Source organism: Streptomyces sp. NPDC048612, assembly GCF_043199295.1.
In the GTDB taxonomy this organism is placed as follows: Bacteria; Actinomycetota; Actinomycetes; order Streptomycetales; family Streptomycetaceae; genus Streptomyces.
The window spans coordinates 102,134-124,227 of the sequence record NZ_JBICVV010000021.1 but is presented as its reverse complement, the minus strand read 5'-3'; the positions used below and the strand labels follow the sequence as shown (position 1 = coordinate 124,227).

Annotated in this window: 22 protein-coding genes; 12 read left to right on the top strand and 10 right to left on the bottom strand. The window is 68.5% G+C overall.

Going from position 1 to position 22,094, the window contains the following annotated elements; all coding sequences use genetic code 11:
- The first annotated feature begins 233 nt into the window (after positions 1 to 233).
- Positions 234 to 1,481, top strand: coding sequence for a helix-turn-helix domain-containing protein (locus ACGFN2_RS27415; protein WP_393365097.1), 1,248 nt, complete (start codon positions 234 to 236; stop codon positions 1,479 to 1,481).
- A gap of 276 nt (positions 1,482 to 1,757) precedes the next feature.
- Here ACGFN2_RS27415 and ACGFN2_RS27410 read toward each other — a convergent pair whose 3' ends face one another.
- The 3 genes from ACGFN2_RS27410 to ACGFN2_RS27400 form a co-directional block, all read right to left on the bottom strand.
- Entirely contained in the window at positions 1,758 to 2,240 is a 483-nt protein-coding gene (locus ACGFN2_RS27410) for a DUF6233 domain-containing protein (protein ID WP_393365021.1), read from the bottom strand.
- Positions 2,241 to 2,242: 2 nt separating this feature from the next.
- Positions 2,243 to 2,590 carry a hypothetical protein gene (locus ACGFN2_RS27405; RefSeq protein WP_393365095.1) on the bottom strand — a complete coding sequence of 116 codons (348 nt, stop codon included), beginning with the start codon at positions 2,588 to 2,590 and terminating at the stop codon, positions 2,243 to 2,245.
- 256 nt (positions 2,591 to 2,846) lie between these two features.
- A complete protein-coding gene (locus ACGFN2_RS27400) occupies positions 2,847 to 3,440 on the bottom strand; it encodes a TetR/AcrR family transcriptional regulator (RefSeq protein ID WP_393365018.1) in 594 nt (197 codons plus the stop codon).
- A gap of 159 nt (positions 3,441 to 3,599) precedes the next feature.
- Between ACGFN2_RS27400 and ACGFN2_RS27395 the strand changes: the two genes are divergently transcribed.
- The 5 genes from ACGFN2_RS27395 to ACGFN2_RS27375 all read left to right on the top strand — a co-directional run bounded on the left by ACGFN2_RS27395 (position 3,600) and on the right by ACGFN2_RS27375 (position 9,740).
- Entirely contained in the window at positions 3,600 to 4,502 is a 903-nt protein-coding gene (locus tag ACGFN2_RS27395) for an NADP-dependent oxidoreductase (protein ID WP_393365015.1), read from the top strand.
- A 14-nt stretch (positions 4,503 to 4,516) separates the two neighbouring features.
- Positions 4,517 to 4,840: a winged helix-turn-helix transcriptional regulator gene (locus ACGFN2_RS27390; RefSeq protein WP_393365012.1), complete on the top strand. Its 324-nt coding sequence runs from the start codon at positions 4,517 to 4,519 to the stop codon at positions 4,838 to 4,840.
- Between the two features lie 29 nt (positions 4,841 to 4,869).
- Positions 4,870 to 5,664 carry an alpha/beta fold hydrolase gene (locus ACGFN2_RS27385; RefSeq protein ID WP_393365009.1) on the top strand — a complete coding sequence of 265 codons (795 nt, stop codon included), beginning with the start codon at positions 4,870 to 4,872 and terminating at the stop codon, positions 5,662 to 5,664.
- Positions 5,665 to 5,890: 226 nt separating this feature from the next.
- Positions 5,891 to 6,961 (top strand): alkene reductase, encoded by a 1,071-nt coding sequence (locus ACGFN2_RS27380; RefSeq protein WP_393365006.1) that lies wholly within the window; start codon positions 5,891 to 5,893, stop codon positions 6,959 to 6,961.
- A gap of 670 nt (positions 6,962 to 7,631) precedes the next feature.
- Positions 7,632 to 9,740, top strand: a complete 2,109-nt coding sequence (locus ACGFN2_RS27375) for an NACHT domain-containing protein (RefSeq protein ID WP_393365003.1) — start codon at positions 7,632 to 7,634, stop codon at positions 9,738 to 9,740.
- Positions 9,741 to 10,053: 313 nt separating this feature from the next.
- Here ACGFN2_RS27375 and ACGFN2_RS27370 read toward each other — a convergent pair whose 3' ends face one another.
- Both ACGFN2_RS27370 and ACGFN2_RS27365 read right to left on the bottom strand, forming a co-directional pair.
- Positions 10,054 to 10,713, bottom strand: a complete 660-nt coding sequence (locus ACGFN2_RS27370) for a response regulator (protein WP_393365000.1) — start codon at positions 10,711 to 10,713, stop codon at positions 10,054 to 10,056.
- A gap of 2 nt (positions 10,714 to 10,715) precedes the next feature.
- A complete protein-coding gene (locus ACGFN2_RS27365; protein WP_393364998.1) occupies positions 10,716 to 11,672 on the bottom strand; it encodes a histidine kinase in 957 nt (318 codons plus the stop codon).
- A gap of 251 nt (positions 11,673 to 11,923) precedes the next feature.
- On the opposite strand from ACGFN2_RS27365, the gene ACGFN2_RS27360 reads away from it, so the two are divergent.
- Positions 11,924 to 12,253 (top strand): hypothetical protein, encoded by a 330-nt coding sequence (locus ACGFN2_RS27360; RefSeq protein ID WP_393364995.1) that lies wholly within the window; start codon positions 11,924 to 11,926, stop codon positions 12,251 to 12,253.
- Positions 12,254 to 12,366: 113 nt separating this feature from the next.
- Positions 12,367 to 13,713, top strand: coding sequence for a cation:proton antiporter (locus ACGFN2_RS27355; protein ID WP_393364992.1), 1,347 nt, complete (start codon positions 12,367 to 12,369; stop codon positions 13,711 to 13,713).
- A gap of 151 nt (positions 13,714 to 13,864) precedes the next feature.
- Here ACGFN2_RS27355 and ACGFN2_RS27350 read toward each other — a convergent pair whose 3' ends face one another.
- The 5 genes from ACGFN2_RS27350 to ACGFN2_RS27330 all read right to left on the bottom strand — a co-directional run bounded on the left by ACGFN2_RS27350 (position 13,865) and on the right by ACGFN2_RS27330 (position 19,034).
- A complete protein-coding gene (locus ACGFN2_RS27350; RefSeq protein WP_393364989.1) occupies positions 13,865 to 14,902 on the bottom strand; it encodes a hypothetical protein in 1,038 nt (345 codons plus the stop codon).
- A gap of 473 nt (positions 14,903 to 15,375) precedes the next feature.
- The gene (locus tag ACGFN2_RS27345) at positions 15,376 to 15,642 is read right to left on the bottom strand and encodes a YrhB domain-containing protein (RefSeq protein WP_393364986.1); all 267 of its coding nucleotides are present in this window, start codon (positions 15,640 to 15,642) and stop codon (positions 15,376 to 15,378) included.
- Positions 15,639 to 17,156: a toxin glutamine deamidase domain-containing protein gene (locus ACGFN2_RS27340; RefSeq protein ID WP_393365093.1), complete on the bottom strand. Its 1,518-nt coding sequence runs from the start codon at positions 17,154 to 17,156 to the stop codon at positions 15,639 to 15,641. Before ACGFN2_RS27340 ends, ACGFN2_RS27345 begins: the two co-directional genes overlap by 4 nt.
- A 986-nt stretch (positions 17,157 to 18,142) precedes the next feature.
- Positions 18,143 to 18,523: a hypothetical protein gene (locus ACGFN2_RS27335; RefSeq protein ID WP_393364983.1), complete on the bottom strand. Its 381-nt coding sequence runs from the start codon at positions 18,521 to 18,523 to the stop codon at positions 18,143 to 18,145.
- A gap of 250 nt (positions 18,524 to 18,773) precedes the next feature.
- Positions 18,774 to 19,034: a hypothetical protein gene (locus ACGFN2_RS27330; RefSeq protein WP_393364980.1), complete on the bottom strand. Its 261-nt coding sequence runs from the start codon at positions 19,032 to 19,034 to the stop codon at positions 18,774 to 18,776.
- Between the two features lie 687 nt (positions 19,035 to 19,721).
- Here ACGFN2_RS27330 and ACGFN2_RS27325 point away from each other — a divergent pair.
- From ACGFN2_RS27325 to ACGFN2_RS27310, 4 genes are all read left to right on the top strand, one after another.
- Complete coding sequence (locus ACGFN2_RS27325; protein ID WP_393364977.1) at positions 19,722 to 19,886, top strand: hypothetical protein; 165 nt, start codon at positions 19,722 to 19,724, stop codon at positions 19,884 to 19,886.
- A 35-nt stretch (positions 19,887 to 19,921) separates the two neighbouring features.
- Entirely contained in the window at positions 19,922 to 20,458 is a 537-nt protein-coding gene (locus ACGFN2_RS27320; protein ID WP_393364974.1) for an RNA polymerase sigma factor, read from the top strand.
- Complete coding sequence (locus tag ACGFN2_RS27315; protein ID WP_393364970.1) at positions 20,439 to 21,227, top strand: hypothetical protein; 789 nt, start codon at positions 20,439 to 20,441, stop codon at positions 21,225 to 21,227. Before ACGFN2_RS27320 ends, ACGFN2_RS27315 begins: the two co-directional genes overlap by 20 nt.
- 396 nt (positions 21,228 to 21,623) lie before the next feature.
- Positions 21,624 to 21,920, top strand: coding sequence for a hypothetical protein (locus ACGFN2_RS27310; RefSeq protein WP_393364967.1), 297 nt, complete (start codon positions 21,624 to 21,626; stop codon positions 21,918 to 21,920).
- Positions 21,921 to 22,094 lie beyond the last annotated feature (174 nt).

The window sequence follows — 22,094 nt, the reverse complement described above, 5'->3', positions numbered from 1 at the left end:
AGATGTTGCTGATGATGGATCGGCCGGCAGTTAGCCGTGCAAGTCCGTCGCTGGTGCCCGGTGGCACCCCGGACACGTGGCGGTCTCCTCCATCGGGGCGGCCCGATTAAGGTCAACCCAACGGCGCCGCAAGTCTGTTGCGGTAGAGAGCAAGGCCACCTTGCGAGATTGAGGGCATCTTGCGGAAGCACAAGCGGGAGGGGCAAGTGACAGACCAGTTGCCTGCGCAGGCCATGCCACGGGGGCGAGCCCTGGCACCACTCAGCGACGGACTCGGGACGGAGGAAAGGGCCTTCGCCGAGCACCTCCGGAACTTGCGCGAGAGAGTTGGCATGACCTCCGCCGACCTGGCCGCCGCGCTCTGCGTCGACCCCACCCGGCTCTCGCGCTACTTGTCCGGTCAGAGCTTGCCGGAACCTCAGCTCCTCACCCGTTTCCACCAGCTGCTGGCTGGCCGGGACGTGGTGTTCTGCGCCGAGGATGCGGTGCGAGAGGGGCGCGCCCTGTTGTACGCAGCTGCCCGATCGAAAGGGCCCCTATCCGCCCGCGCATACGAGGTAGCGGAACTGCAGGAGAAGATGCATGAGCAGCAAGCTGATACCGCCCGCTCCCTGGCTGCTCTGCAAGGCGAGTTGCAGGAAGAACGTGACCGCCGGCACTGCGCCGAGCAGGAGATTGAGCGACTGCGGCAGGCCAGCGCAGCAGACCACGGAGAGCAGGTGCGGCAACTAGAGGCGCAGCGCGACCACGCGCTGCGCCGAGTTGCCGAACTGGAAGACCTGGTCGCCCAAACTGGTTCGCTGTTGCAGCTCCAGCAAGATGACGTACGGCACGCGCAGGAAATGGCCCAGGCAACAGCGGGTGAGCTGCAGCGCTGGGAAGACGGCGAGGGCCCCCTGCTCGATCAGGATGAGGACGGGATTGTTCCATGGCTCGACGGCGGAGGCATGACGTTCGAGAGCGCCGTCGAGAAGCTTGCCGAACTACGCGATAGAGACCAGGCCCTCGAAGCTGACCTAGCCCTCCGCAATATCGCTACGGAGACGCCTCCGGCTGTCTTCGGTGCCTTCTACCGCATGCTCATCGGGCATGGGCGCGAGTTGGATGCCGGGCGTTTGCTCCACAGCGCAGCTGTTGTCTGCGACGGCTTGCGACTACGGCAACTGCTGATCGGCACGAACAGGCTTCGCGAGGTGAGCGTTCCCCTTGTTGCCGGCCTGGACAGCGCAACGGGCCTCTCGAGCTACACGGAGAAAGATACGTCGTGCAGCGACAGCCTGGTGAGGAAGATCGGGATCTGGACGCCCACGCCCGCGGTTGCCCAGCTATACCGCGCTCTCAGCGAGCGAAGCGAAAACAGCCTGAGGGTGGAACTCACCTTTGCCGTGTCCGACCGGACACGGGGTGAGAAGCGCGAACTCCGGGAGGCCGGCGTGCCGTACTTCGGCGCCGTCTATAAGCGACTGCACCGGTGGACCTAATCCGCCACGATCAGGCCCGTCTCAGACAGGGCTGCCCGATGCCGACTACCGCTCGATGGCCACTCGATGGCCGACGAGACCCGCTTGCGGCGGGCGAGCGCCCGGCGAGACGCCACCCCCGCCGACTGTCCGCGCACCGTGATCCAGGAGCGGAACCCGAGTCGTGGCCATGTCGGAGGCGGGCGCAGGCGCCTGGGCCCGAGGTGCCCCCAGAGGCCGGGCGCGGGGCCAGTGTCCTCGCGGCGGCGCCCGGCACCCCGTGAAGCTCCAGCCGGATCAGCCGGCGACGGTAAGGACCCGGTCCGGGCGGCACACCGGGCACGGGAGCGTCGTGTCCGGGTCGGCAAGCATGCCCAGGGCCTCCTGGTCGGTCAGGAGACGATCGGTGCCCTCCGCCTGCGCGCAGTCGGGACGGTTGACGTAGAACTCGACCCAGCCGTCCGTAGGCGCAGCATCCAGGCGCCACCGGCGGCGCTCATGGGGCGGTGGCGGATCAAGGCTGGTGTAGTCCTCGCCGGGGATCGGGCGGACGACGGGGTGCGGGGCGCTGAAGCTGATGGTGCGAGCGATCAGGGCGGGTGCGTGGCGGCGGTCTTCGGCCCGGTCAGGTATCTGGAGCTGCAAGTCGTACCACCACACGCCCGCCCGGTCCCGGCGCCGCCGGACGACGGCGGCCCGTAGGCGTTGCCCGTCCGGCAGGCATACCTCCGCCTTCGGGCCCGCTTGGCCCGCGGTGCCGGCCGAGTCGTCCGTGTCCATCGTCAGGCCGGGGCTTCGTCCGGCGTTTGCTCGTGGGCGTGCTTGAGCGCGGAGCGGGCGGTGACGGGGTCGTCGCACGTCGCCCAGAACGGGTGGAAGAACACGGTGGTGACCAGCTCCATCTGCCGCGCCCGCAGCGCGTCCACCTGCTGCTTTTCCTCCTCGCTCCAGCCGGGTGAGTCGGGCCGGCTGCTTTCGAAGGAACGCCCGTTCTCCTTGGCGTGACTCCAGCCGGGCAGCGGCTCCACCGACCACGGCAGCTGCTTGTAGAGGTCGGACAGAGCCGACCGGACCTGGTGCAGCTCCAGCTGTGCGTCCCGCAGGTCCTGGGGGAAGTCGTAGGTGGACATCACCCACGGATTGCATCACATGTTCGAATTGCGGCGCAGCGCACGCACGAGTGAACCTCGCCGGGCAGGTCACCTGGAGCTCAGTCGGGGTGCGGGCCCGAGCCTCCCCTTCCTGCCGACCTGCCTCGGCTGAGGGTGATCGCGACCTACCTCCAGCTGGAGCTGGAGCGTGTGCACCGCCATGTCGCCGAGGCCGAGCAACGCGAGCGGGAGGCCGCCCGCCAGGCTGGCGCTTCCTTCGCTGCCGCGCCGTTCCTCAAGACCGCTCAGGTGTGTGGTCGACGGTGGTGAGCCACTGAGTGACGAGGGTGTCGATGAATGCGTCGGTGGCTTCGGCCCGGTCGAAGAAGAGGCGGGCGAGGAGGGGGCCGTAGAGCAGGGTGTACTGCTCCGAGGTGATCTGCAGGCCGGACGGCTCCAGGAGCTTGTTCAGCGCCGCGCGGCGGTCGTCCACGATTCGTGCCATGCCCTGGGCGCTGTCCGGGTCGTGGTCGGCTTCGGCGGCGATGGCCAATGCGGCGGTGCGGGTGGCGGGGACGGCGATGCCGGCGCGGAGGCTGACCAGCCAGGCAGTGGCGACGGCGCGAACGTCCGTGCCGGGTTCGGGGTAGCCGACGTCCGGGCCCTGCAGGGTGAGGTCGGAGAGCAGGGCCGCGCGGCTGGGCCAGTGCCGGTAGAGGGTCTGGCGCGTGACGCCGGCCCGGTCGGCCAGGAACGCGGTGGTCAAGCCGGTCAGCCCGACCTCGGGCAGCAGCTCGCGGGCGACGGCCAGGATGCGGGCGCGGGTGCGCTGGACGCGGGGATTGCTCGGGTCCGGCGGGCGGCGGTGGACGGGCGGCTTGGACGGCATGGAGCCCACCCTACCGAGAAATCATACATATCGTGTGACGTACGCAACCGCCCTCCCTTCGACTTCGCGTTTCACACGATCTGTGTGATACACCGGAAGGGCAATCACACGAACTGAGTGATTCGTCGTGTGCCGCGCCTCTCTTCCCTGGAGTTCTCGATGTCCACCGCGATCACCTTCTCCCGCTACGGCGACCCGGACGTGCTCACCCGTGCCGAGGTCGAGATGCCTGAGCCGGGTCCGGGCCAGGTCCGCGTCCGGGTGCGGACCGCCTCCGTGAACCCGCTCGACCTCAAGATCCGGTCGGGCCAGATGGCCGGCGCGTTCCCGGTCCGTTTCCCGGTGATCCCCGGGCTGGACGCGGCCGGCGCCGTCGACGCCGTCGGCGAAGGGGCCGACGCGGCTGTGGGGGACGAGGCCCTCGGTGCCACGGCAGGCGGCAGCTACGGCGAGTACGCCCTGCTCGACCGGCCGGTGGCCAAGCCCGCGGATCTGTCCTGGGAGGTCGCCGCCTCCCTGGTCACGGTCGGCCAGACCGCGTTCCGTGTCCTGGGGCAGCTGGACGTGCGGGCGGGGCAGACGCTGCTGGTCCACGGCGCCGGCGGCAGCGTGGGCACCGTCGCGGTGCAGCTGGCGGCGGCGCGTGGCGTCACCGTCATCGGGACGGCCGGCGAGCACGATATCGAGCGCGTCACCGCACTGGGAGCCACGGCGGTCCGCTACGGAGACGGCTGGGCGGAGCGCGTGAAGACCGCGGCTCCGCAGGGAGTCGACGTTGTCCTCGACGCCTCCGGGGCGGGCGTGCTCGCCGAGTCCGTCGCCCTGACCGGTGACAGCGCGCGCGTGATCACCATCGCCGACATGACCGCCGCGCAGCACGGCGTCGTTTTCAGCGCCGGCAGCGCCGAGGACGCCCACTCCCTGCCGGAGCTGGTGCAACTGGCCGCCACCGGCAAGCTCACCGTGCCCGTCTGGCGTGCTTACCCGCTCGACCAGGCCGCCGCCGCCCACGCCGACATCGAAGCCCGGCGCAACAAGGGCAAGATCGTTCTCCTGCCCTGACGGACCGCACACCGATGGCAGCCCGCCCCGTCCACGCGTCGCTGACGGTCGATGCGGATCTCGCCGCCGCGTTCGAGATCCTCGGCCAGAAGTGGAACGGCATCATCCTCCACACCCTGGCCACCCGCCCCGCCCGCTACAGCGAACTGCACACCGCCATCGGCTCGATCAGCACCAAGATGCTCGCCGACCGGCTGCGCGAACTCATCGAGGCCGGGCTCGTCACCCACGACCGGCTCCCGCCCGGGCCCGCCACCTACACGCTCCCCGCCAACGGCCGGACCCTGCTGCCCGCCCTGGAGCACCTCCGCTCCTGGGCCCGGAACCGCACCACCTGATCCCCCCCCCGCAAGAAAGGGAACTCCCCATGCCCGCACACCCCCTGCCCGAAGCCACGTTCGCCCGCACCGTCCTGGGCTCCGGCCCCGGCCTCGCTCTGGCCCACGGCGCCGGCAGCAGCATCGACAACACCTACGGCCCGGTCCTGGAAGCCCTGGCTGCCGGGCACAAGGTCGTCGGCATCGACTACCCCGGCAGCGGCGCCACCCCCCGTGCCACCGCGCCGCTGTCGCTGGACGACCTGGCCGACCAACTCGTCGCCGCCGCCGTAACCGAGGGCCTGGACACCTTCGCCCTGCACGGCTTCTCCCTCGGCGGCCCGGTCGCCATCCGCGCGGCCGCCCGTCACCCCGAGCGCGTCACCGCCCTCGTGCTGACCGCGACCTTCCCCCACCGCGACAACCGGCTCGCGCTCGCCGCCCCGATCTGGCGCAAGCTCGCCGAGACCGACCAGGAACTGCTGTCCCAGTTCATGGTCATGATGGCCATGGGCGCCGATGCGCTGGAGGCCATGCCGGACGAGCAGCTCCAGCAGGTCGTCGGATTCTCCGCCACCAACATCGCCGACGGAACCCCCGAGCACGCCGAACTCGGCGGCCGCCTCGACGTCCGCGACGACCTGCCGCACATCAAGGCGCCCACCCTGGTCATATCCACCACCCAGGACTGGTTCACCTCCACCCGCCTGCACCGCCAGCTCGCCGACAACATCCCCGGCGCCCAGCTCGTGGAGATCCCCACCGGCCACCTGCCCATGGTCGAACGGCCCGAGGAGTGGCAGAAGCTCATCACCGACTTCGTCGACCAGCACAACGCCGCCTGAACAACACACTCGCGGGACCGGCCACGGCGCACGGCCCCGCGGACGGCGACCACCACCGCTCCCGGCGCCGGTTGCCGTCGCAACGACCAGCCCGCATCGGCGATATCCGCGGCGCAGCGTCCAGCACCCACATCCGCGACAGCCCCCCGCCCACCGCGCACTGCGGCAGACAGCGCGCTCCACGTGTGCGGCGGAGCGTCACCACCCCGAGGAAGAGACACCACCCATGACCACTGCTTTCGATCCGATCGCCCTGGGCGGCAAGCACCTGGCGAACCGTGTCGTGATGGCCCCGATGGCCCGCAGCCGCGCCTACGGGCCGGGCGCCGAGCCGACCGAGCTGATGGTGACGTACTACACGCAGCGCGCCAGTGCCGGGCTGATGGTCAGCGAGAGCATCCAGCCCTCGCCGGTCGGCCAGGGCTACCCCGACACCCCCGGCCTGCACACCCCCGGCCAGGTCCAGGCGTGGTGCACGGTGACCGACGCCGTGCACCGCGAGGGCGGCGTGATCTTCGCCCAGCTGATGCACGCCGGCCGGATCAGCCACCCGAACCTGCTGCCCGGCGGCCTGGAGCCGGTGGGTCCGTCGGCGGTGGCCGCCAACGGGCAGATCTACACCCACGAGGGGCGCAAGGACCTCGCGGCGCCGAAGGAGCTGAGCGAGGCGGAGATCCGGCAGACGATCGCCGATTTCGCCGACTCGGCCCGCAACGCGATCGAGGCCGGGTTCGACGGCGTCGAGCTCCACGGCGCCAACGGCTACCTGATCCACCAGTTCCTCGCCCCCAACTCCAACCGGCGCACCGACGCCTGGGGCGGCGACACCGAGGGCCGGATGCGCTTCGCCGTCGAGGTCGTCACGGCCGTGACCGAGGCCATCGGCAGCGAGCGCGTGGGCCTGCGGATCTCGCCCGGAAACCCGTTCAACGACATGTGCGAGGACAACCTGGGCGAGGTCTACGGGGCGCTGCTTGAGCAGCTCGCCGGCCTGGACCTGGCCTACCTGCACCTGATGGAGGGCCCGGACCGCGACCTGACCGCACACCTGCGCAAGGCATGGCCCGGCACATTCATCCTCAACCCCTTCACCCACCCCGACCCCACCGGACCCGACGCACTGAGGCTGATCGAAGACGGCAGCGCAGACATGCTCGCTTACGGCGCCCTGTTCCTCGCCAACCCCGACCTGCCCCGACGCCTCGCCTCCGGCGGCCCGTTCAACACCCCGGACCCGGCCACCTTCTACGGCGGCGACCACCGCGGCTACACCGACTACCCCACCCTCCCCGCCTGAGCGACGCCCCGTCGCCATAGCCCGTCCCGGCCGCGGGGCCGGGACGGGCAAGCACAGGGCGGGACGGTGCGTTGGAACTCACGCCGGTCCTGGGGCAGCTCTTGGGCTACATGGACACGGCTCTCAGCGGCAGCCCGGAGCAGCCGAACATGGTGATTCGTTCGATCTGGGGATGGCACCACACCTGTAGCACCCGCTACGGTCACGCCTACCGGCACCGAGCTGCACGAAGAAGTCGCACCTCACTTCACGCCACACGATCAGCCCCAGAGAATCCGCTGTGCAAGACCTGCCGGGCCAATGTCGAAGCCGGGCGGGCCAAGCCGGCCGCCACGTAGCCGCCCGACCCTCGCCGCCACAAACCATCCAGGTCTGCGGCTCGGAGCCGGCTCCGCCCAGGCCCTGCCGATCCCGGTACGGTCCCCGAGGACAAGACGGCGCCATGAGTGGGGTGGAACGTGACGCGAGGCCCGGTTCGACGAAGCGGCGAAGTTCTCGGCTTCGGGTTGCCGGCCGTTGGGCACGGCTGTGCGCAGACCTCGCAGTGTCCTGGTTGTGGGCGCAACACTCTTTGTAGCGCGACCAGTTCGTCCTTCAGGAGAAGGCATCCCTCCATGCTTCGCCCCTGAGAGCATCGTTGGCGAGGTGACGGGGCGGAGAAGGAGTGAGTTTGCGCAGATCCTTACAGGTTGTGGAAGCGGGCGAGGCCGGCAGCCGTCGGCACCGGCTCGTCTGGCGGGCGGCGATGATGGCCACCGGTCTCGCGCTGGTTTTGTGTGCCGTGTGGGTGGCGCGTGCCCTGGCCCGCGGCGGACTGGCGCCCCAGGACCAGGCCACCGTGGTCGGGCTGCTGGTCGCAGTGCTGGGTGCGGTGCCCGGCCTGATTGCGCTGCGCCGCCGTGCCGAAGTGGATCTGACCGTCGCCACCGACCGCCTCGCCCTCCATGTGAAGAACGCCGAGAGCGGGCAGTGGCAGCGGCTGCTCGGCCAGGACCGCATGCCCATCGACATCGGGTTCGCCTTCCGGGCGGCCGGCTCGCGCACCGCCACACCGCCGGACACCCCCGCTGGGCGTCTGAGTCAGGTGGCGGACGACTTCAGCGCTACCCGCCCCCGTCGCCTCGTGATCACCGGGGAGCCCGGCTCGGGCAAGACGGTCCTGGCGGTGAAACTGCTCCTCGCTCTGCTGAACGGCCGGGAGCCCGACGATCCCGTCCCTGTACGGCTTTCCCTGGCGGGCTGGGACACCACCCAGCCGTTCACCCACTGGCTGGCCGAGCGGCTCGTCCAGGACTACGACCGCGATCCACGCATCGCCCGCGAACTCGTCGCCGACCACCGGATCGTGCCGGTTCTGGACGGCCTTGACGAAATGGACAGTACCCAAACGCCCCTGGGCGCCTCCCGGTCACGGGCCGCCCTGCGCGCTCTGGACGCCTACCAGGACGGCACCGAGGGTGCTCCCTTCGTCCTCACCTGCCGCTCCGCCCTCTACGACACGCTCACCGACGCCGGTTACGACGCCCTCGACACCGCCCGCATCGACCTCGAACCGGTGACGCCGGCACAGGCCATCACATTTCTCGAATCCCGCCGGCGCGGGCGCCCTGAACGTTGGCAGACAATCCTGGACACCCTGCGCACCTGCGAAAACAGCATGCTGGCCCGCGCACTGTCGACACCATGGCGGCTGACGCTGACTGCCGTCGTCTTCGCCGATTCGGGTGACCCCGCCGACCTGCTCGCCCATTCAGCGCCGGGCGAAGTGGACGCATATCTGCTGGAGCGGTACCTCCCGGCCGCGGCGCGTATGCATCCGACGCGGCCGGAGCAGTACACGGCCGAGGAGACGGCACGGTGGCTGGGGGTGCTGGCGCGGCATCTGGCCGCCGGGCCTTCCGGTCCGGGGACGGATCTCGTGCTGCATCGGCTGTGGCCAGTGGGCGGGCGCAGGCGGGTGCGGATCGTGGAGCGAACTCTGGCACTGTTCGTCCTGCTCCCGACCGTTTTTTTCGGATTCCTTGGAGTATGGGAGTACGCGCAACTCGACAAGAGATTCATGCCACTCGGACTCATCGCCTTCGGCGTGGCCGTGCTCGCCGTGTTGCTTCGCGCCACGCGACGTCACACACCGACGCCCCGGCTCACGGGATTGCCCCGGAAAGGTACCGCGGCCAGGAGGCGCATGAGCCGCCACCGGTGGAGGGTCGGAATGACCACAGGAGTCGCGGCCGCTCTCCTTGCCTTCCTAGTCTTCTGGCCCGACCATCTCTTCCTCTTCACCTTTGTGATCTCCCCACTCACTGCTCTGGCGCTCACCTGCGAGTTCGGGCTGCTGCTCGGGATCGCAGCCGGCCTCAGCGCCAAACAGCCGGACGACGTGGCCGTCGATGCCGCCGATCCGCGCAATCCCCTCCGCGACGAGGTCACGGCCGGTCTCACTTCCGCGATTTCCTACGGCCTTGCCCTCGCCCTTCCCCTGATGACCCTCCCGCTCCTCCCACCGCCCGATTGGCAGCACATGGGGATCGCGGGCCACGAGCTGAGATTCAGCTTCGTCGAGAACCCCGCACTCGCCGTGGCCTGCATGATCATCATCGTCCGCACGCCCGCCGCCCGCCGCTACCTGGCCCTTCTCCTCTGCACCAGAAGCCACCTGCCCTGGCGCCTCGGCGCCTTCCTCTCCTGGGCCCGCGACGCAGGCATGCTGCGAACCTCCGGCATCGCCTACCAGTTCCGCCATCGCGAACTCCAGGAGTGGCTGGCCCGACGCCTGTGAGCGCTGCTTCAGGAAGCCGCGTCCGCTGTCCACCTCCCTCATCCTCCCGCGCGCTACCGTGGCGGAAGGCCGTGAGATCGACCTCCACGGGGCCGAGGCGGGGACCGGGCGAGGTCGCCGGCGAACTCCCGCAGTCTCGACGCGACGGGGGCCAGGCTGCTCGGGCAGCAGGGCGAGGACGGGCTGAAGAGCCTCAAGCGTGCCCTCGGGGTGACCGAGGACGACATGTGCGGAGGTGATCGAACGCCGCAAGTCACTGGGCGTCGCCCCCGTCTGGATAGCCGGCCCCAAAGCGCCGCTGACCGGCCGCCGGTCAGGGTTCGACCAGTCCGACGCGGATCGCGTACCGGGCGAGTTCCAGTCGGTCCTTCAGCCCGAGTTTCTCCAGCAGGTTGGCCCGGTGCCGTTCGACGGTCTTCACGCTGATGACGAGCATGTCGGCGATCTGCTGGGAGGTGTGGCCCTCGGCGACGAGCTTGAGGATCTCCTCCTCCCGGGCGGTGATGGCCTTGGCGGGCAGGGCTGCGCCGTCCCGGGCGCTCTCCAGGTAGTTGCGGATGAGGGCGTTGACGGCGCCCGGGTAGAGGAACGGTTCGCCGCGCATGGTGGCGCGGCATGCCTCGACGAGGTCGCGGTCGGCGACGGACTTCAGGACGTAGCCGGAGGCCCCGACGGCCAGGGCCTCGAAGAAGTACTGCTCGTTGTCGTACATGGTCAGGATGAGGATGCGGACGCCGGGCTGGGTGCGGGAGAGCTCGCGTGCGGCCTGCAGGCCCGTCAGGCGCGGCATCGCGATGTCGAGGATGGCCAGGTCGGGGCGGTGGGTGCGGGCCGCTTCCAGGGCTTCGGCCCCGTCACCGGCCTCGGCGACGACGGTCAGGTCGGGTTCGCTGTCAAGGATGAGGCGGACTCCGCGACGGACCAGGGCGTGGTCGTCGGCGAGCAGGATGCGGGTGGCGGGCGCCTCGCGCATGGTCAGTCGCTCCGGTGTGAGGCGGGGACGGGGACGGTCAGACACATCTCGGTGCCACCGGCGGGGCCGGGGCCGAGGGAGAGGCGGGCGCCGACGAGGAGGGCGCGTTCACGCATGCCCTGGATGCCGGTTCCCTCGACCGCGCCCTCAAGGCCGCGGCCGTCGTCTCGCACCCGGAGCTCGACGCCTGCGGGGGTGTGTCCGAGTGTGAGGTCGACGCGGCGGGCTCCGGAGTGCCGGGCGGCGTTCGTCAGACTCTCCTGGGCCACGCGGTAGACGACGAGTTCGGCGTCGTGGCTCAGGACGGGCAGATCGGCGTCGATCCGGGCTCGCACCGCCGCAAGGGGGCTGGTGAATTCGCTCGCCAGGGCCTTCAGGGCTTTGGCCAGGCCGAGTTCCTCCAGGACACCGGGGCGCAGCCGGCGGGCGATCCGGCGGATCTCGTCGAGGCTGGTGCGGGTGGTCTCCTGGATCTGGCGCAGTTCCTCCCGTACGGCGGGGGGTGCGTGGCCGCTGACGCGTTTGAGTTCGAGGAGGGCCGCCGTGAGGGTCTGGCCGATCTCGTCGTGGAGCTCCTGCGCGATGCGGTGGCGCTCGGCCTCCTGGGCCGAGAGGGCCGCGGCGGCACTTGCGGTGCGTTCGGCCTCCAGCCGGTCGAGCATGGTGTTGAACGTGGTGATCAGCTCGGCGATCTCTCCGCGGCCGACGGCCACCGCGCGGTTGCCGGGGCGCAGCAGGTCGGTGGTGGTCATGGCGCGGGTGAGGCGCTGGAGCGGGGCGAGGGTGATGCGGAGCAGCACCCCGTTGGCGACGAGCATGGCGGCCAGACCCGCGGTGAGGATGGCGGCCTCGGTGAGCAGGACGGGTGTGGAGACGGTGACCGGCCCGAGCAGCAGCAGGACCGCCGCGAGGGTCAGCACGACGGCGTTGAGCAGGAAGATCCGCCAGAACAAAGGCACCGGTGCTCCTTCCGTCCCATTGCTGCTCGCAGGTCCATGGTTGTGCGTCCCCGGCTGCCGGCGGGCGTGCCTGGGCCGTCGGGTTCCAGCCTGGTGGGCGGCGGGGCTGTCGTCCATCGGTAGCGGCCCCCATGCGGGGCGCGGCCATGGGGGCCGGACCTGGGGAAGATGGGTGCTGGCACCGATGGTGGCGGGCGCACACGGCGTGTGACGGTGGTGGCACCCCGCTGGCCCCGACCTCGGGAGGAGCGATGGCACCCGTCGATGTCCGGCCGCTGAGCGGTCGCGAGGAACGGCCGGCCGATCGCGAGGACCGGACGATGGCGCGGATCGATCCGCGCCGGGTCCGCGGGCGGGCCGAAGGACGCTCCGGTGCTCTTCCAGGACGTCCGCGCCCGGCGTGGGAGCAGAGGCGGCGGCTGACGGCCTTGGCGCTGTCGGCCGTCGCGGTCGCTGTCGCCCTGGTGGTCACCGGGCTGCTGCTGCCCCAGGCCCTGCTGCTGGCTGCCGGACTGGCCACGGCAGGGGTGGCGGCGCACCTGTTCATGCCCGCCCACCGGCCGGGACGGCGGAGCGGATGATCCGCCGGCGCGATGACGTGCTCCGGCCGGTGCCGGTGCCTTGACCCAGGGAGGACGTATCCGACTCGTCAGCCGCACGTCGGCCCGACCCGTGCCACGGAAGGTGGTGACCCGTGGGACATGCTGACACGCTGCTCGCCATGGGCGGTGCCTTCCTTGCCGCCGCCGTGCTCGCCCGCCTCGGCAGCCGGATCGGCCTGCCGACCATCCCGCTGTTCATGCTCGGGGGCATTCTGCTCGGGCCCCATACTCCGGGGCTCGTCCTGGTCGAGGACGCGCACGACTTCGAGATGCTCTCCGCGCTCGGCCTGGTCCTGCTGCTCTTCTACCTGGGGCTGGAGTTCCACCTCGACGACCTCCGCAGCGGCGGCCGGCGTCTGCTGGGCGCGGGCGGCATCTATCTGCTGCTGAACGTCGGGACGGGCCTGGGCTTCGGACTGGCTCTGGGCTGGGGGACGCGGGAGGCCCTGGTCCTCGCCGGAGTGCTGGGTATCTCCTCGTCCGCGATCGTCACCAAGATCCTCATTGATCTGGGCCGGCTCGGGCGCCCGGACACCCGGCTGATCCTGGGCGTGATCGTCGTGGAGGACATCTTCCTCGCGCTGTATCTGGCCGCTCTCCAGCCGGTCATCAGCGGTGCCCAGGGCCTCGGGGAGACGGTGCTGGAGGTGTCGAAGGCGTTCGGATTCCTGCTGGTGCTGGCCGCGGCAGCCCGGTTCGGCACCCGGCTGATCGGTCGGCTGATCGCGGTGCGCGACAACGAGCTGCTGGTCATCAGCTTCCTCGGCGCCGCGGTGCTGATCGCCGGTGTCTCCGAGGTGCTCGGGGTCGCCGATGCCATCGGCGCCTTCATGGTCGGCCTGATCCTCGCCGGTACCTCCTCCGGGCCGCGGATTCGCGAGCTGGTGCACCCGCTGCGCGACGCCTTCGCGGCGATCTTCTTCTTCGCGTTCGGGCTGGCCATCGACCCCGGGGACGTCGTCTCTGTGGCCGGACCGGTCGCCGCCGCCGTCGGGCTGACGGTGCTGATGAACGTGACGGCGGGGCTGCTGGTCGCCCGGCTCTACCGCTACGGGCCCCGGACGGCCGCAGACATCGCAACCGCCCTCCTCGCGCGCGGCGAGTTCGCGCTGATCCTCGCGGCGATGGCCGCCGGCGCGGGGCTCGACGGCCGGCTCTCCCCGTTCATCGCCGGATACGTCCTCGTCCTGGCCGTCCTCGGTCCGGTGTTCGCCGGCCGGGCGAAGCTGCTCGCGCGGGCGCTGCTGGCGGCGCAGACACGCTTGCCCGGCAACCGGCCCCGCCCTTCCCTCCCGGCCCCGGGGCCGGCGCGAGACGCGCGGGAGACCACGGAGCCGGGCAGGCAGGGGGCCGCGGCGGGCGAGTGCTGCCGGACCGCGCCGAGGGCTGGGACCACATCGACGTGGATTAGGACGAGGAGGAGGCGGTGGGACGCGTGATGCTGAGCATGTGCGCTCGGCGATCGGCGACCCGCACGAAGTGGCGTGAGGGTCACGCAGCGGATGGGTGCTGGCACCTGTCAGGCTCTGGAGCAGGTAGTCGTTCGGTCCTTCGCACGGGCCAAACCGCCCCCGCCTGGGGTTGCATCGGTCAGGCGCTGGCGAGGAAGTCGATGGCGCGTTCGTCTAGTTCGGCCGCGCAGCGTACGCCGCGGGCGCGGAAGCGTGCGAGGTCGCCGCGCATTCGGGTAACGGCCTTACGCGTGCGGACGGACCGTACGCCGTCCATGTGGTCCAGGGCCCGGTTCCAGGTGGCGCACGCTTGCTCGATCCGGCCGCGCTTGAGCTGCATTTCGGCGCCGGCGACCAGGTCCAGGGCGACGATCCGCGCGTAGGTACCGGCCGGGCGGGCCCCGGCGGCGCGGCTGTATTGCTCGGCGGCGGTCCGGTGGTCACCGAGCGTCTCGTAGACCTTGGCGTTGCGCGAGTACACCGATGCGGCCGGAGGTCCCCAGGCCAGGGCCCAGAACGGCACTTCGTCGCCGGGGCCGCCGGTCAGCAGGGTGCTCGCCCGCTCGGCTTCGGCGAGGGCGGCCGTGCGCTGTCCGGACTTGGCCAGGGTGTGGGCGTGAACGACGCGGAAGAGAGATTCAGTCTGGGCGTCGACTTTGCCCTTGGCGCGGTTCAGTCCTGTCTGTGCCAGGCCGAGGCAGTGTTCGGGGCGGTGCAGCTTGAGCCCTTGCATGGCCATCGTGCGCATCACGAACCCGTCGTGCCCGGTGACGTCGGATTCGACGGCGAGTGCGTAGGACTGAAGGTAGTAGCGCTGCGCGAGCCCCTGCTGGCCTGCGTCGTAGGACTTCCAGCCCAGTAGGTGCACGCCGCGGGAGGCGGCGGAGAGCATGTGCTGGCGGATTTCCCCGGTGCGGAAGCGCCCCCGGCACAGAGGGGCAAAGTCGTCGCGAAGGTACTGCACGAGCGCGCTGCGGCCGTGTTGACCGCCGTGGCGTTCGTCCATCTCGGAGAAGACGCGCACCATGTCGCGCACGGCGGCGACCTCGGCCATGCCGACGACGTGGCCGGACCGGGCCGCAGCTGTGCGGTCAGCGATCTCTTCCACGTAGGTCAGAGGCAGGGCAGCGGCGGCCACCGAGTACGCGGAGGATGTGAGGAAACGTCGCCGGTCCAACTCGAACCTCCACATCGGCAGCAGGGCGTCGATCGGGTCGGCCCCGAGGGCCAGCCCGATGCTGTCATCCTCCTCAGGCTCAGCTAATCCGAGGTCGGCCGACGCGAGCAGACGGCCCAGCCGCCTGGACAGCGCGACGGCGAGGTAACGGACGGTGTCGCCCTGGGGGGTGACGCCGACGATCCAGTCGACCTTCAGCGCCAGCCGAGCCGGGGATCGTCAGCCCAGATGGGCTTCACAGACGGGTAGTCGGCATCCTGCACGTGCTGGTTGTCTCGAAGGTGACGGGCTGGTCGTCGCGCTGCACCGCAGTTTGCCGGACTGGCCGCGACGAACCGGCACCCGCAGAAGGCACCTGAAGACCGAAAACAGCAGCCCCGTCGCGCGATGCGCGACGGGGCTGTGCATTACATGACGTGGCGTTGGTGACCAGGCGGGTGCCTGGCTGATTGGCCACTATGAGGAGAGGTGGCCTAGTCGCGCCACAACTCTATTTCCTCGAGTTTTCCCATGCGGGCGTGTCCTGTGGCGAGGTCCACGAGGATGGGCCAGCAGTCAAGCAGCATGACATGCGAGTCTCGGCTCTCCAGGTATTCCTCGGAGTTGTACGGGACGATGAGAAGTTCGCCCTTTTCCATCACGAGCTCGTAGTCGATTTTGAGGGGTGGATCGTAGGGACCTGTTTCGCTTACAAGCAGCTCCTCTGCCGCCTTCAAAGCTTCGGATCGGCTGAGCGTCATTTTGTCCTCATGAACTTGTAGCTTTTGTACACCGCGGGGGCTGCGTGGCCGCTCTGCCCATCCAAGAATACTACATCCCCGCCGCGGTTAATTACATTAAAAACGTGGCCACCACGTGGATCTGACCCGTAAACAATGCCCCGCGAACCGTCGCCTGCCGCTTCGATGTCCTTGACGATATTGGACAACGACCTATCCCTGAACTTCTTTCCCGGAAAGTACCTCTCTAGTGATTGGAGGCTTCCACGACTCAGATCGGGAAGAGCAGAGGCTGGCGTACCATCCAGGGTTTTCTCAACACCCAGTACGCATGCGCGACAATTGGTGCCGCCCTTGCCGGGGTTGACGATTCTCCGCAGATCTTCGGTAACGGGCGTCTTGTAAGAGTCCCCGAGTACGGTTTTACCGCCGCCGCCTTCCCCCCATCGGATGTTTCCGATCCTGTTGAACGATTTTTCGTTCTTGACGGCCCTGGAGAGGTCTTCGGCCTTGATGACCGTCCTACCCGCCTTGACCCAACGCAGGAAGATAACTGCACCGAGGGCTCGATCGGCAGAGGAGAGCTTCTCTCCGGTTACTGAGTCCGTCCCTGTGAGGAGCTCAGCGATCCCCTTCGCGTCCCCCACGCCGGGAAGGAGGTTCATGATTGCGGAGATGATGGCCTGCTTTGCCTTGTCTTCCTGCGCCTTGGCCCCCCCGAAGATCCAGTCGCCGGCGTCAGACAGGTCCAGGTCCTTGAAGGGGCTGCCATCCTCTGAAAGCGCACCGCTCTCAAGCCTCTTGTTCAAGTCATCGAGAGCCTTGTTCATCCCGGACACGGCGCGATTGGTCTCGTCCATAGCCCGATTGGCTTCATCAATGGCCTTGTTCATTCCATCAAGGGCGTGGTTGATCTGATCCACTCCCTCGTTCATCTGGTCCATGCCCTGGTTCATCAGAGCCACATCGGCATTCAGGCCCGTGAGGGCTTCATCCATCTCGCCGAGACCAGAATTTATTTTATCAAACGTCGACCACAGTTCCTTGTCGTCCAGAATCTTCGAGGCAGATTCCATGACAGGGTTTAGCAGTGTTGCGAGCTCACTCATGGCTTTTACGAGCTGCGCCGACTTCAGCGCGGGCCGATAGAATAGATCAAATTCCTTTTCGAGGTCCTCCATCAACCTCTTTTGGGTTGCGAAAGCCTCAGCTCCGACTTTCGGGTCCTGAAAATCTTCCGCCTTCACCTTGTGCGAAGTGACTTCTTGGGCGAGTTTCTTCAGATCCTGAGATTTCTTGTACAACTCAGGAAAGCGACCCTTGGACTCTGCGTGCCACTCGTGCTCAGCGATGAAGAGAACGATGAGGCCAAGGCCCGCAACAACCTTGTTGTCGTGAAGTGATTTCTTGAGGCACGAAAGTCTCTCTTTCAGGGGTAACGAAAAACATTTATCTATTGCCGAGTCGACTTGTTGCGGTTCGGCGGCGACAGCTGCGCCCACTCCCCCAGCGAAAAAGATGGATAGCGTCACCATGAACGCCACAAGTCGGGTTTTCCAACGGAATTGCATAATTCCTTAGCCAGTGCAGAAATGAGGTAATGGAGTAGGTCAGGGGGCAGCCCACGGACGACGCTCGTCGGAAGCGCTACGGATGCACGATCCAGCACAAAAGATGCCCCCCGAACCACATGTGACACATAATCATACATATGGCTCATGTGGCCTGAGGCCTTCAACCACGTTGGCTTCGCGGTCCTGGCAAGATGCTGCGGCTTGGCGAGCCCGGCCGGATCGACTACTTCCGTCCTCCTTGACCGCCGTCAGTAGAGCTGGACGCGGGTGAGGACGGCGACGGGGAATGCGGCGGGGCTCGCCGAGATTGCACAGTGCCGAAGAGAGGATTCCGCCATGACCACCCCGTCTACCCCCCGCCCCGCCCCCCTGGTCTGCCCGTCTGACCAAGTCGGGCGGTGCGCACGCTGCCAACAGCCCTGTCACAGGTACGGGGCCGGGGGAACCCGCTGTGCATCGCGTGCCTGACGGAAGTCCGCCAGAAGCAGAAGCCGACATCAGCCGCCTGAACTGCCGGACCAGGACCTGCGACGAGCAGCAATGATCACCGTGTTCGGACTGTCGCATAGGCAGTGACTGCGGCACTGCCAATAGCTCCGATGGCGGTGGCCTGTTCGGCATGGCCGGTCAGGGCGAGCACGGTGATGGCAGGTACACACAGACCGACGATGCCGGCTATACCCCATCGAACAGCGGTACCGAGGGGCTGTCGGACCGGTGGGGTACCATCGGGCTCAGTCAACGGTTCCTTCCCTTCTCCAGATGTGAGGCGAACCCGACGACGAGACGTAGGGAGACCTGAGGCACGGCCAGCCGCCAAGCAAGGACCGCGCATGGGTCTCCCTTCGCCTTTCGAAGGGCGTCTGCGATGGAGCGAGCGTACGTCTGGGCCCTGACAATCGTGACGCCTGCTTGTCCAACTCCTCCCAGGGCAGGAGGCATTGTGCCTACTCCACCGACAGTGGGTGCGGCGCTTCAGAAAGCCGCAGGCCAGCGATCGATTTACCGGACTCCCCACGGGCCAAGAAGTTCGGAAACTTGCCCTGCCAGATCTGCTTGAGGAGCTTGGCCAGATCGGCGACGACGCGGTTGAGGTTGTCGGACCCGACGCGTTTTCCCTCGCCAGCGACGACACGGACCAGTGTCGAAATCGTCGTCGTTCGAGCCTGGCCAGTGGAACCAAGACGTAAGTTCGGAACTTGCTGCCGGCGTGCATCTTGATCTGGTTGTCGAGCTTGGTGACCAGCTGCCTGCGTCTTCTCGGCGAGATACGTCGCGTCCGGCTCGCTGATGAAGATGATGAACTCGATCTCAACGGGGACGTGCACCGGCTCCTTGAGCTTGGAGTCACATACAGGGAAACGCCCCGGACCGCCCTACCCGATCCGAAGACCCGTGCTGACCCGAAGCGCCCACGGCGGAACCCTCAGAGGCGTTGGAGCTGGCTCCGGGGACTCCGCCGTGCCCTTCCGCTGCCCGGCGGAACGCAGGTAGATCCGCCCTCCGTCTGTCCAGGTCGCGGGTCCCCGCCGCCGACGGGGTGAACTGGCGGCAGAGGCCCGCGACCGCAGCCCTACTTCACTTCCGGGCGGGGATGTTGATCTGGATGCCTCCTCCCAGGGAGCCGGCGCCGATGAGGGCGACACCCGCCTCGTCGTGGCCGGTCAGGGTGAGGGCCACGCCGGTGGTGCAGAGCACCACGGACAGCCCGAGCGCGGTCCAGCCGAGGGCGTCCCGGGCGCGGGGACGCTCCGCGGGAGCAGGGTCCGGCGTGGGCGGCTCGGCCGGCTGCGTCCCGTGCGACTGCGAGTCATCGGGGTGGCCATTCGTGGTGGACATGACAAACCTTCGCTTCTGGTGCATGCGTCAGCACGCGGTGAATGGGATGAACGGACCTTGGACCGACGGGGAGTTAGCCGCGCAAGTCCCGTGACTGATGTCCGGTGGCGCCCCCGGACACGGAGGAGACTGCACCGCACAGGGAGCGGATTCGAGTTCTCGCGAATTTGCGGCCGCCGCTGCGATGCCCCATCCCCCTGTACCAACCACCGCGCCCATTCACGTGTTCTGACCTGCGACTTTGCGGCGGCGCCTCTTGAATGAGCCGCGCGATGCCGCTATGAAGCGGATATTCGCGAGCGCTTGAATCGACCCGCCCGCGCTGATACGGCCGCCGGCCATACCCCACGGCCGCCCTAGGTGCGCAAGTCCCCTTGATACGCGCGCTCTTAGCCGGTGAAGGGTTAGCGGCACAACCCTTGCGACCAGCGTTCTTCGCGGGGCCGCGGTCACCCGCTCTCGGGCCCTGGCCAGGCCTGAGTGGCGACTGCAGACCAGGACGCCCACGATCTCTCGACGCCCGTTCGCACATAAGTAACCAGTCGGTAGCGGTGAGTAAGATTTTGAGGTCATCCGATGCACGTTCGCGCAGCCGCGGACGCTTTCACGGGCAGAGGGCCAACCGCCCTCCGGCGCTGAGCGGGTAGGGCGCCGTACCTGACAGCGGAGGGGACCTGAAGGTCCGTGATGAATCACTTCATCGGTGACTGGGCTACGGCCGCAGTGGTGGCCCGGGTGTTCGGCGCAGATGTGCGGATGCTGCTGCGGCGAATGGCTGCGGCCGGCGTGCGGCTGGGGAACGCCGAACTTGCCCAGGCCCGTCGTGGCAATAAGCGGGAGGGAGGGCGGTGACCGAGAAAGCCCCGGACCCCCCGAGGCGCGCAGTTTTGCCGAAGTTGCCAGCCGACTTCCGAGCCTTCCATCAGCTCTACCGCGCCTGCTATGTGCGCTGGGCGGAGATCCATCTGGGCTCGCGAGCCGATGCCGAGGAAGCCGTCGACCGTGCCTTCGAGCAGCTGGCGATCGACTGGATTCATGTGCTGCGCCAGCCGGTGCCGGAGGCGTACGCCTGGAAAGTGGTCAAGAACCGCACGATCGATGTCGCCAGGGCCCGCGGCCGACGCCCCTCCGTCGTGGACTTCGCCACCTTCGAGACCCGGACTCTGCACCAGGCGGTGGACCCGATCGGGGAGCTGGAGGAGTCCCTGAGCATTTATCAGGCGATTTCCCAGCTCCCCGAGCGGCAGTTCGACGTGATCGTGCTGCGCTACTGCCTTGGCTACGACACCGCGGAGATCGCCGACGTCATGGGCATCACGGTCGCCGGGGTCCGCTCGACCGCCCGCTACGCCAGACGGCGCCTGAAGCAGGTCCTTGGCCTGGATGCGGATGAAAGGAGCCACGATGGACCCCTCACCGATTGAAAGGGCCCTGGCCAAGGCGCGACTGGAGGACAGCACGTACAGCACTGAGGACATCGAGGCAGCCGAGCGGCGCGTCGCCGCCCGCGTCGCCGACCGGCTGCTGCACGGCGCCTTGTCCTTCGACGATGCAATGAAGCCGGCCCGCGCCCAGACCGTACGGGCACCCAGCCCCGGCTGTGGGGCCTGGCAGCCGGAGGAGAAGCTGCGCAACGACGCAGCCGGCGCCCTGCGCGCCCTGTGCCGGAGTCTGGTCGGCCAGGCCGACGCGCTCCACCAGATGGCCACGTTCGTCGGACACCGCATCCTCGACCCCGACGGGGCCGTCATCCTCGGCTGTGTCCTGCAGCTGGCCGCGCGCGACGACAGTGCCCGCTTCTGGTGGCAGTTCGCCGCCGGCGCAGGCGAGATGTCCGCAGCCTGCTGCCTCTACCTGCACCATCTCTCCTTGGGGGAGACCCACGAAGCCGACTGGTGGCGCACCCAGATGATGGCCGACATCGGGGAGGCCGCTCCGGAGATTCCCGAGCCCGCGGGCCCAGGGTGGGAGGGCATCCCCTGGTCCTCATCCACTTGGACCAGGATGGCCATCGGACTGGAGGACAGCCCGCCCACCGCAACGGTCACCTGGAAACACATGGTCCTTCCCCAGGCCGCCGCCGCCGTGGTCAGCTACGTGCCGACAGCCATCGAATACGTCGATGACGTTGAGCTTCCGCTGCCGACCGCAGGCTTCGCCGAACGCATCGAGGAACTGACAGCCCACACCTGACCGCTCGCGCAGGGCCGCGGTTCTCCCGCCGACCACCGGGAGCTGAGGCTGCGGCAATACTGAAGGCCCGGGAAGACTCCCGGGCCTTCGATCGGCGCGGACACACGAGGCGTGCGGGCACACCGCGTCTGCTCGTGGTCGCAGTTCCTCCTGTAACGAAACTGGTTGCTCACGTACGGCCTTTATGGACGACGGCGAAATCCCTCTGACCTGCGGAAACGTGCACTGTGGGAAGGAGTTGGGGTGGAGGAAGGGCCCGAGCGCTATGGTGAGCAGCGGTCGGCACCCTTGTGTCTGACCGTCGCCCCGCTACCCGCGGGGTTTTTTTATGCCCTGATGGCCCCCGACACCGCTGGTGTCGGGGGCCATCGGTGTTTCTGGACGGAGGAGTTGGACGTGTCGAATCCCGTGCTGCTGTTGGTGCTGCTGGCCGTGCTGGTCCTGGCCGTCGCTGGTGTGTGCTGCCTGGCCATCGTGAGCCACCGGCGCATCGCCGAGCAGGCAATGGACCGCGCCCGGCCGGAGGACGTCCCGGGGATGCTGGAGACCAGTGGCAGGACCCTTGCGGATCTGCTCGATTCGCTGAAGGTGTGGGTGCGTCGTGTGCTGCCGGGGGCCCCCGGCGGGCTCTCCCCGGTCGACGGTGGTGCGGCCGGAGATGCCGGGGCGGGCGCGGAAGGAGCGGGGGAATGAGGCAAAAGCGCAGGCCCGGTTACGGACCCGACCTGGACCCGGTGGGCCGGTATGCCGGGGAGGATGTGCTCGGCCGCGAGCTACGTCGACTGCTCAAGCCCGCAGAGAGAGAAGTGCTGCTCGCCGCCGTGGGCGGAGTCCCCCTCTCTCAGCTGGCACGCCTGCATGGCCTCT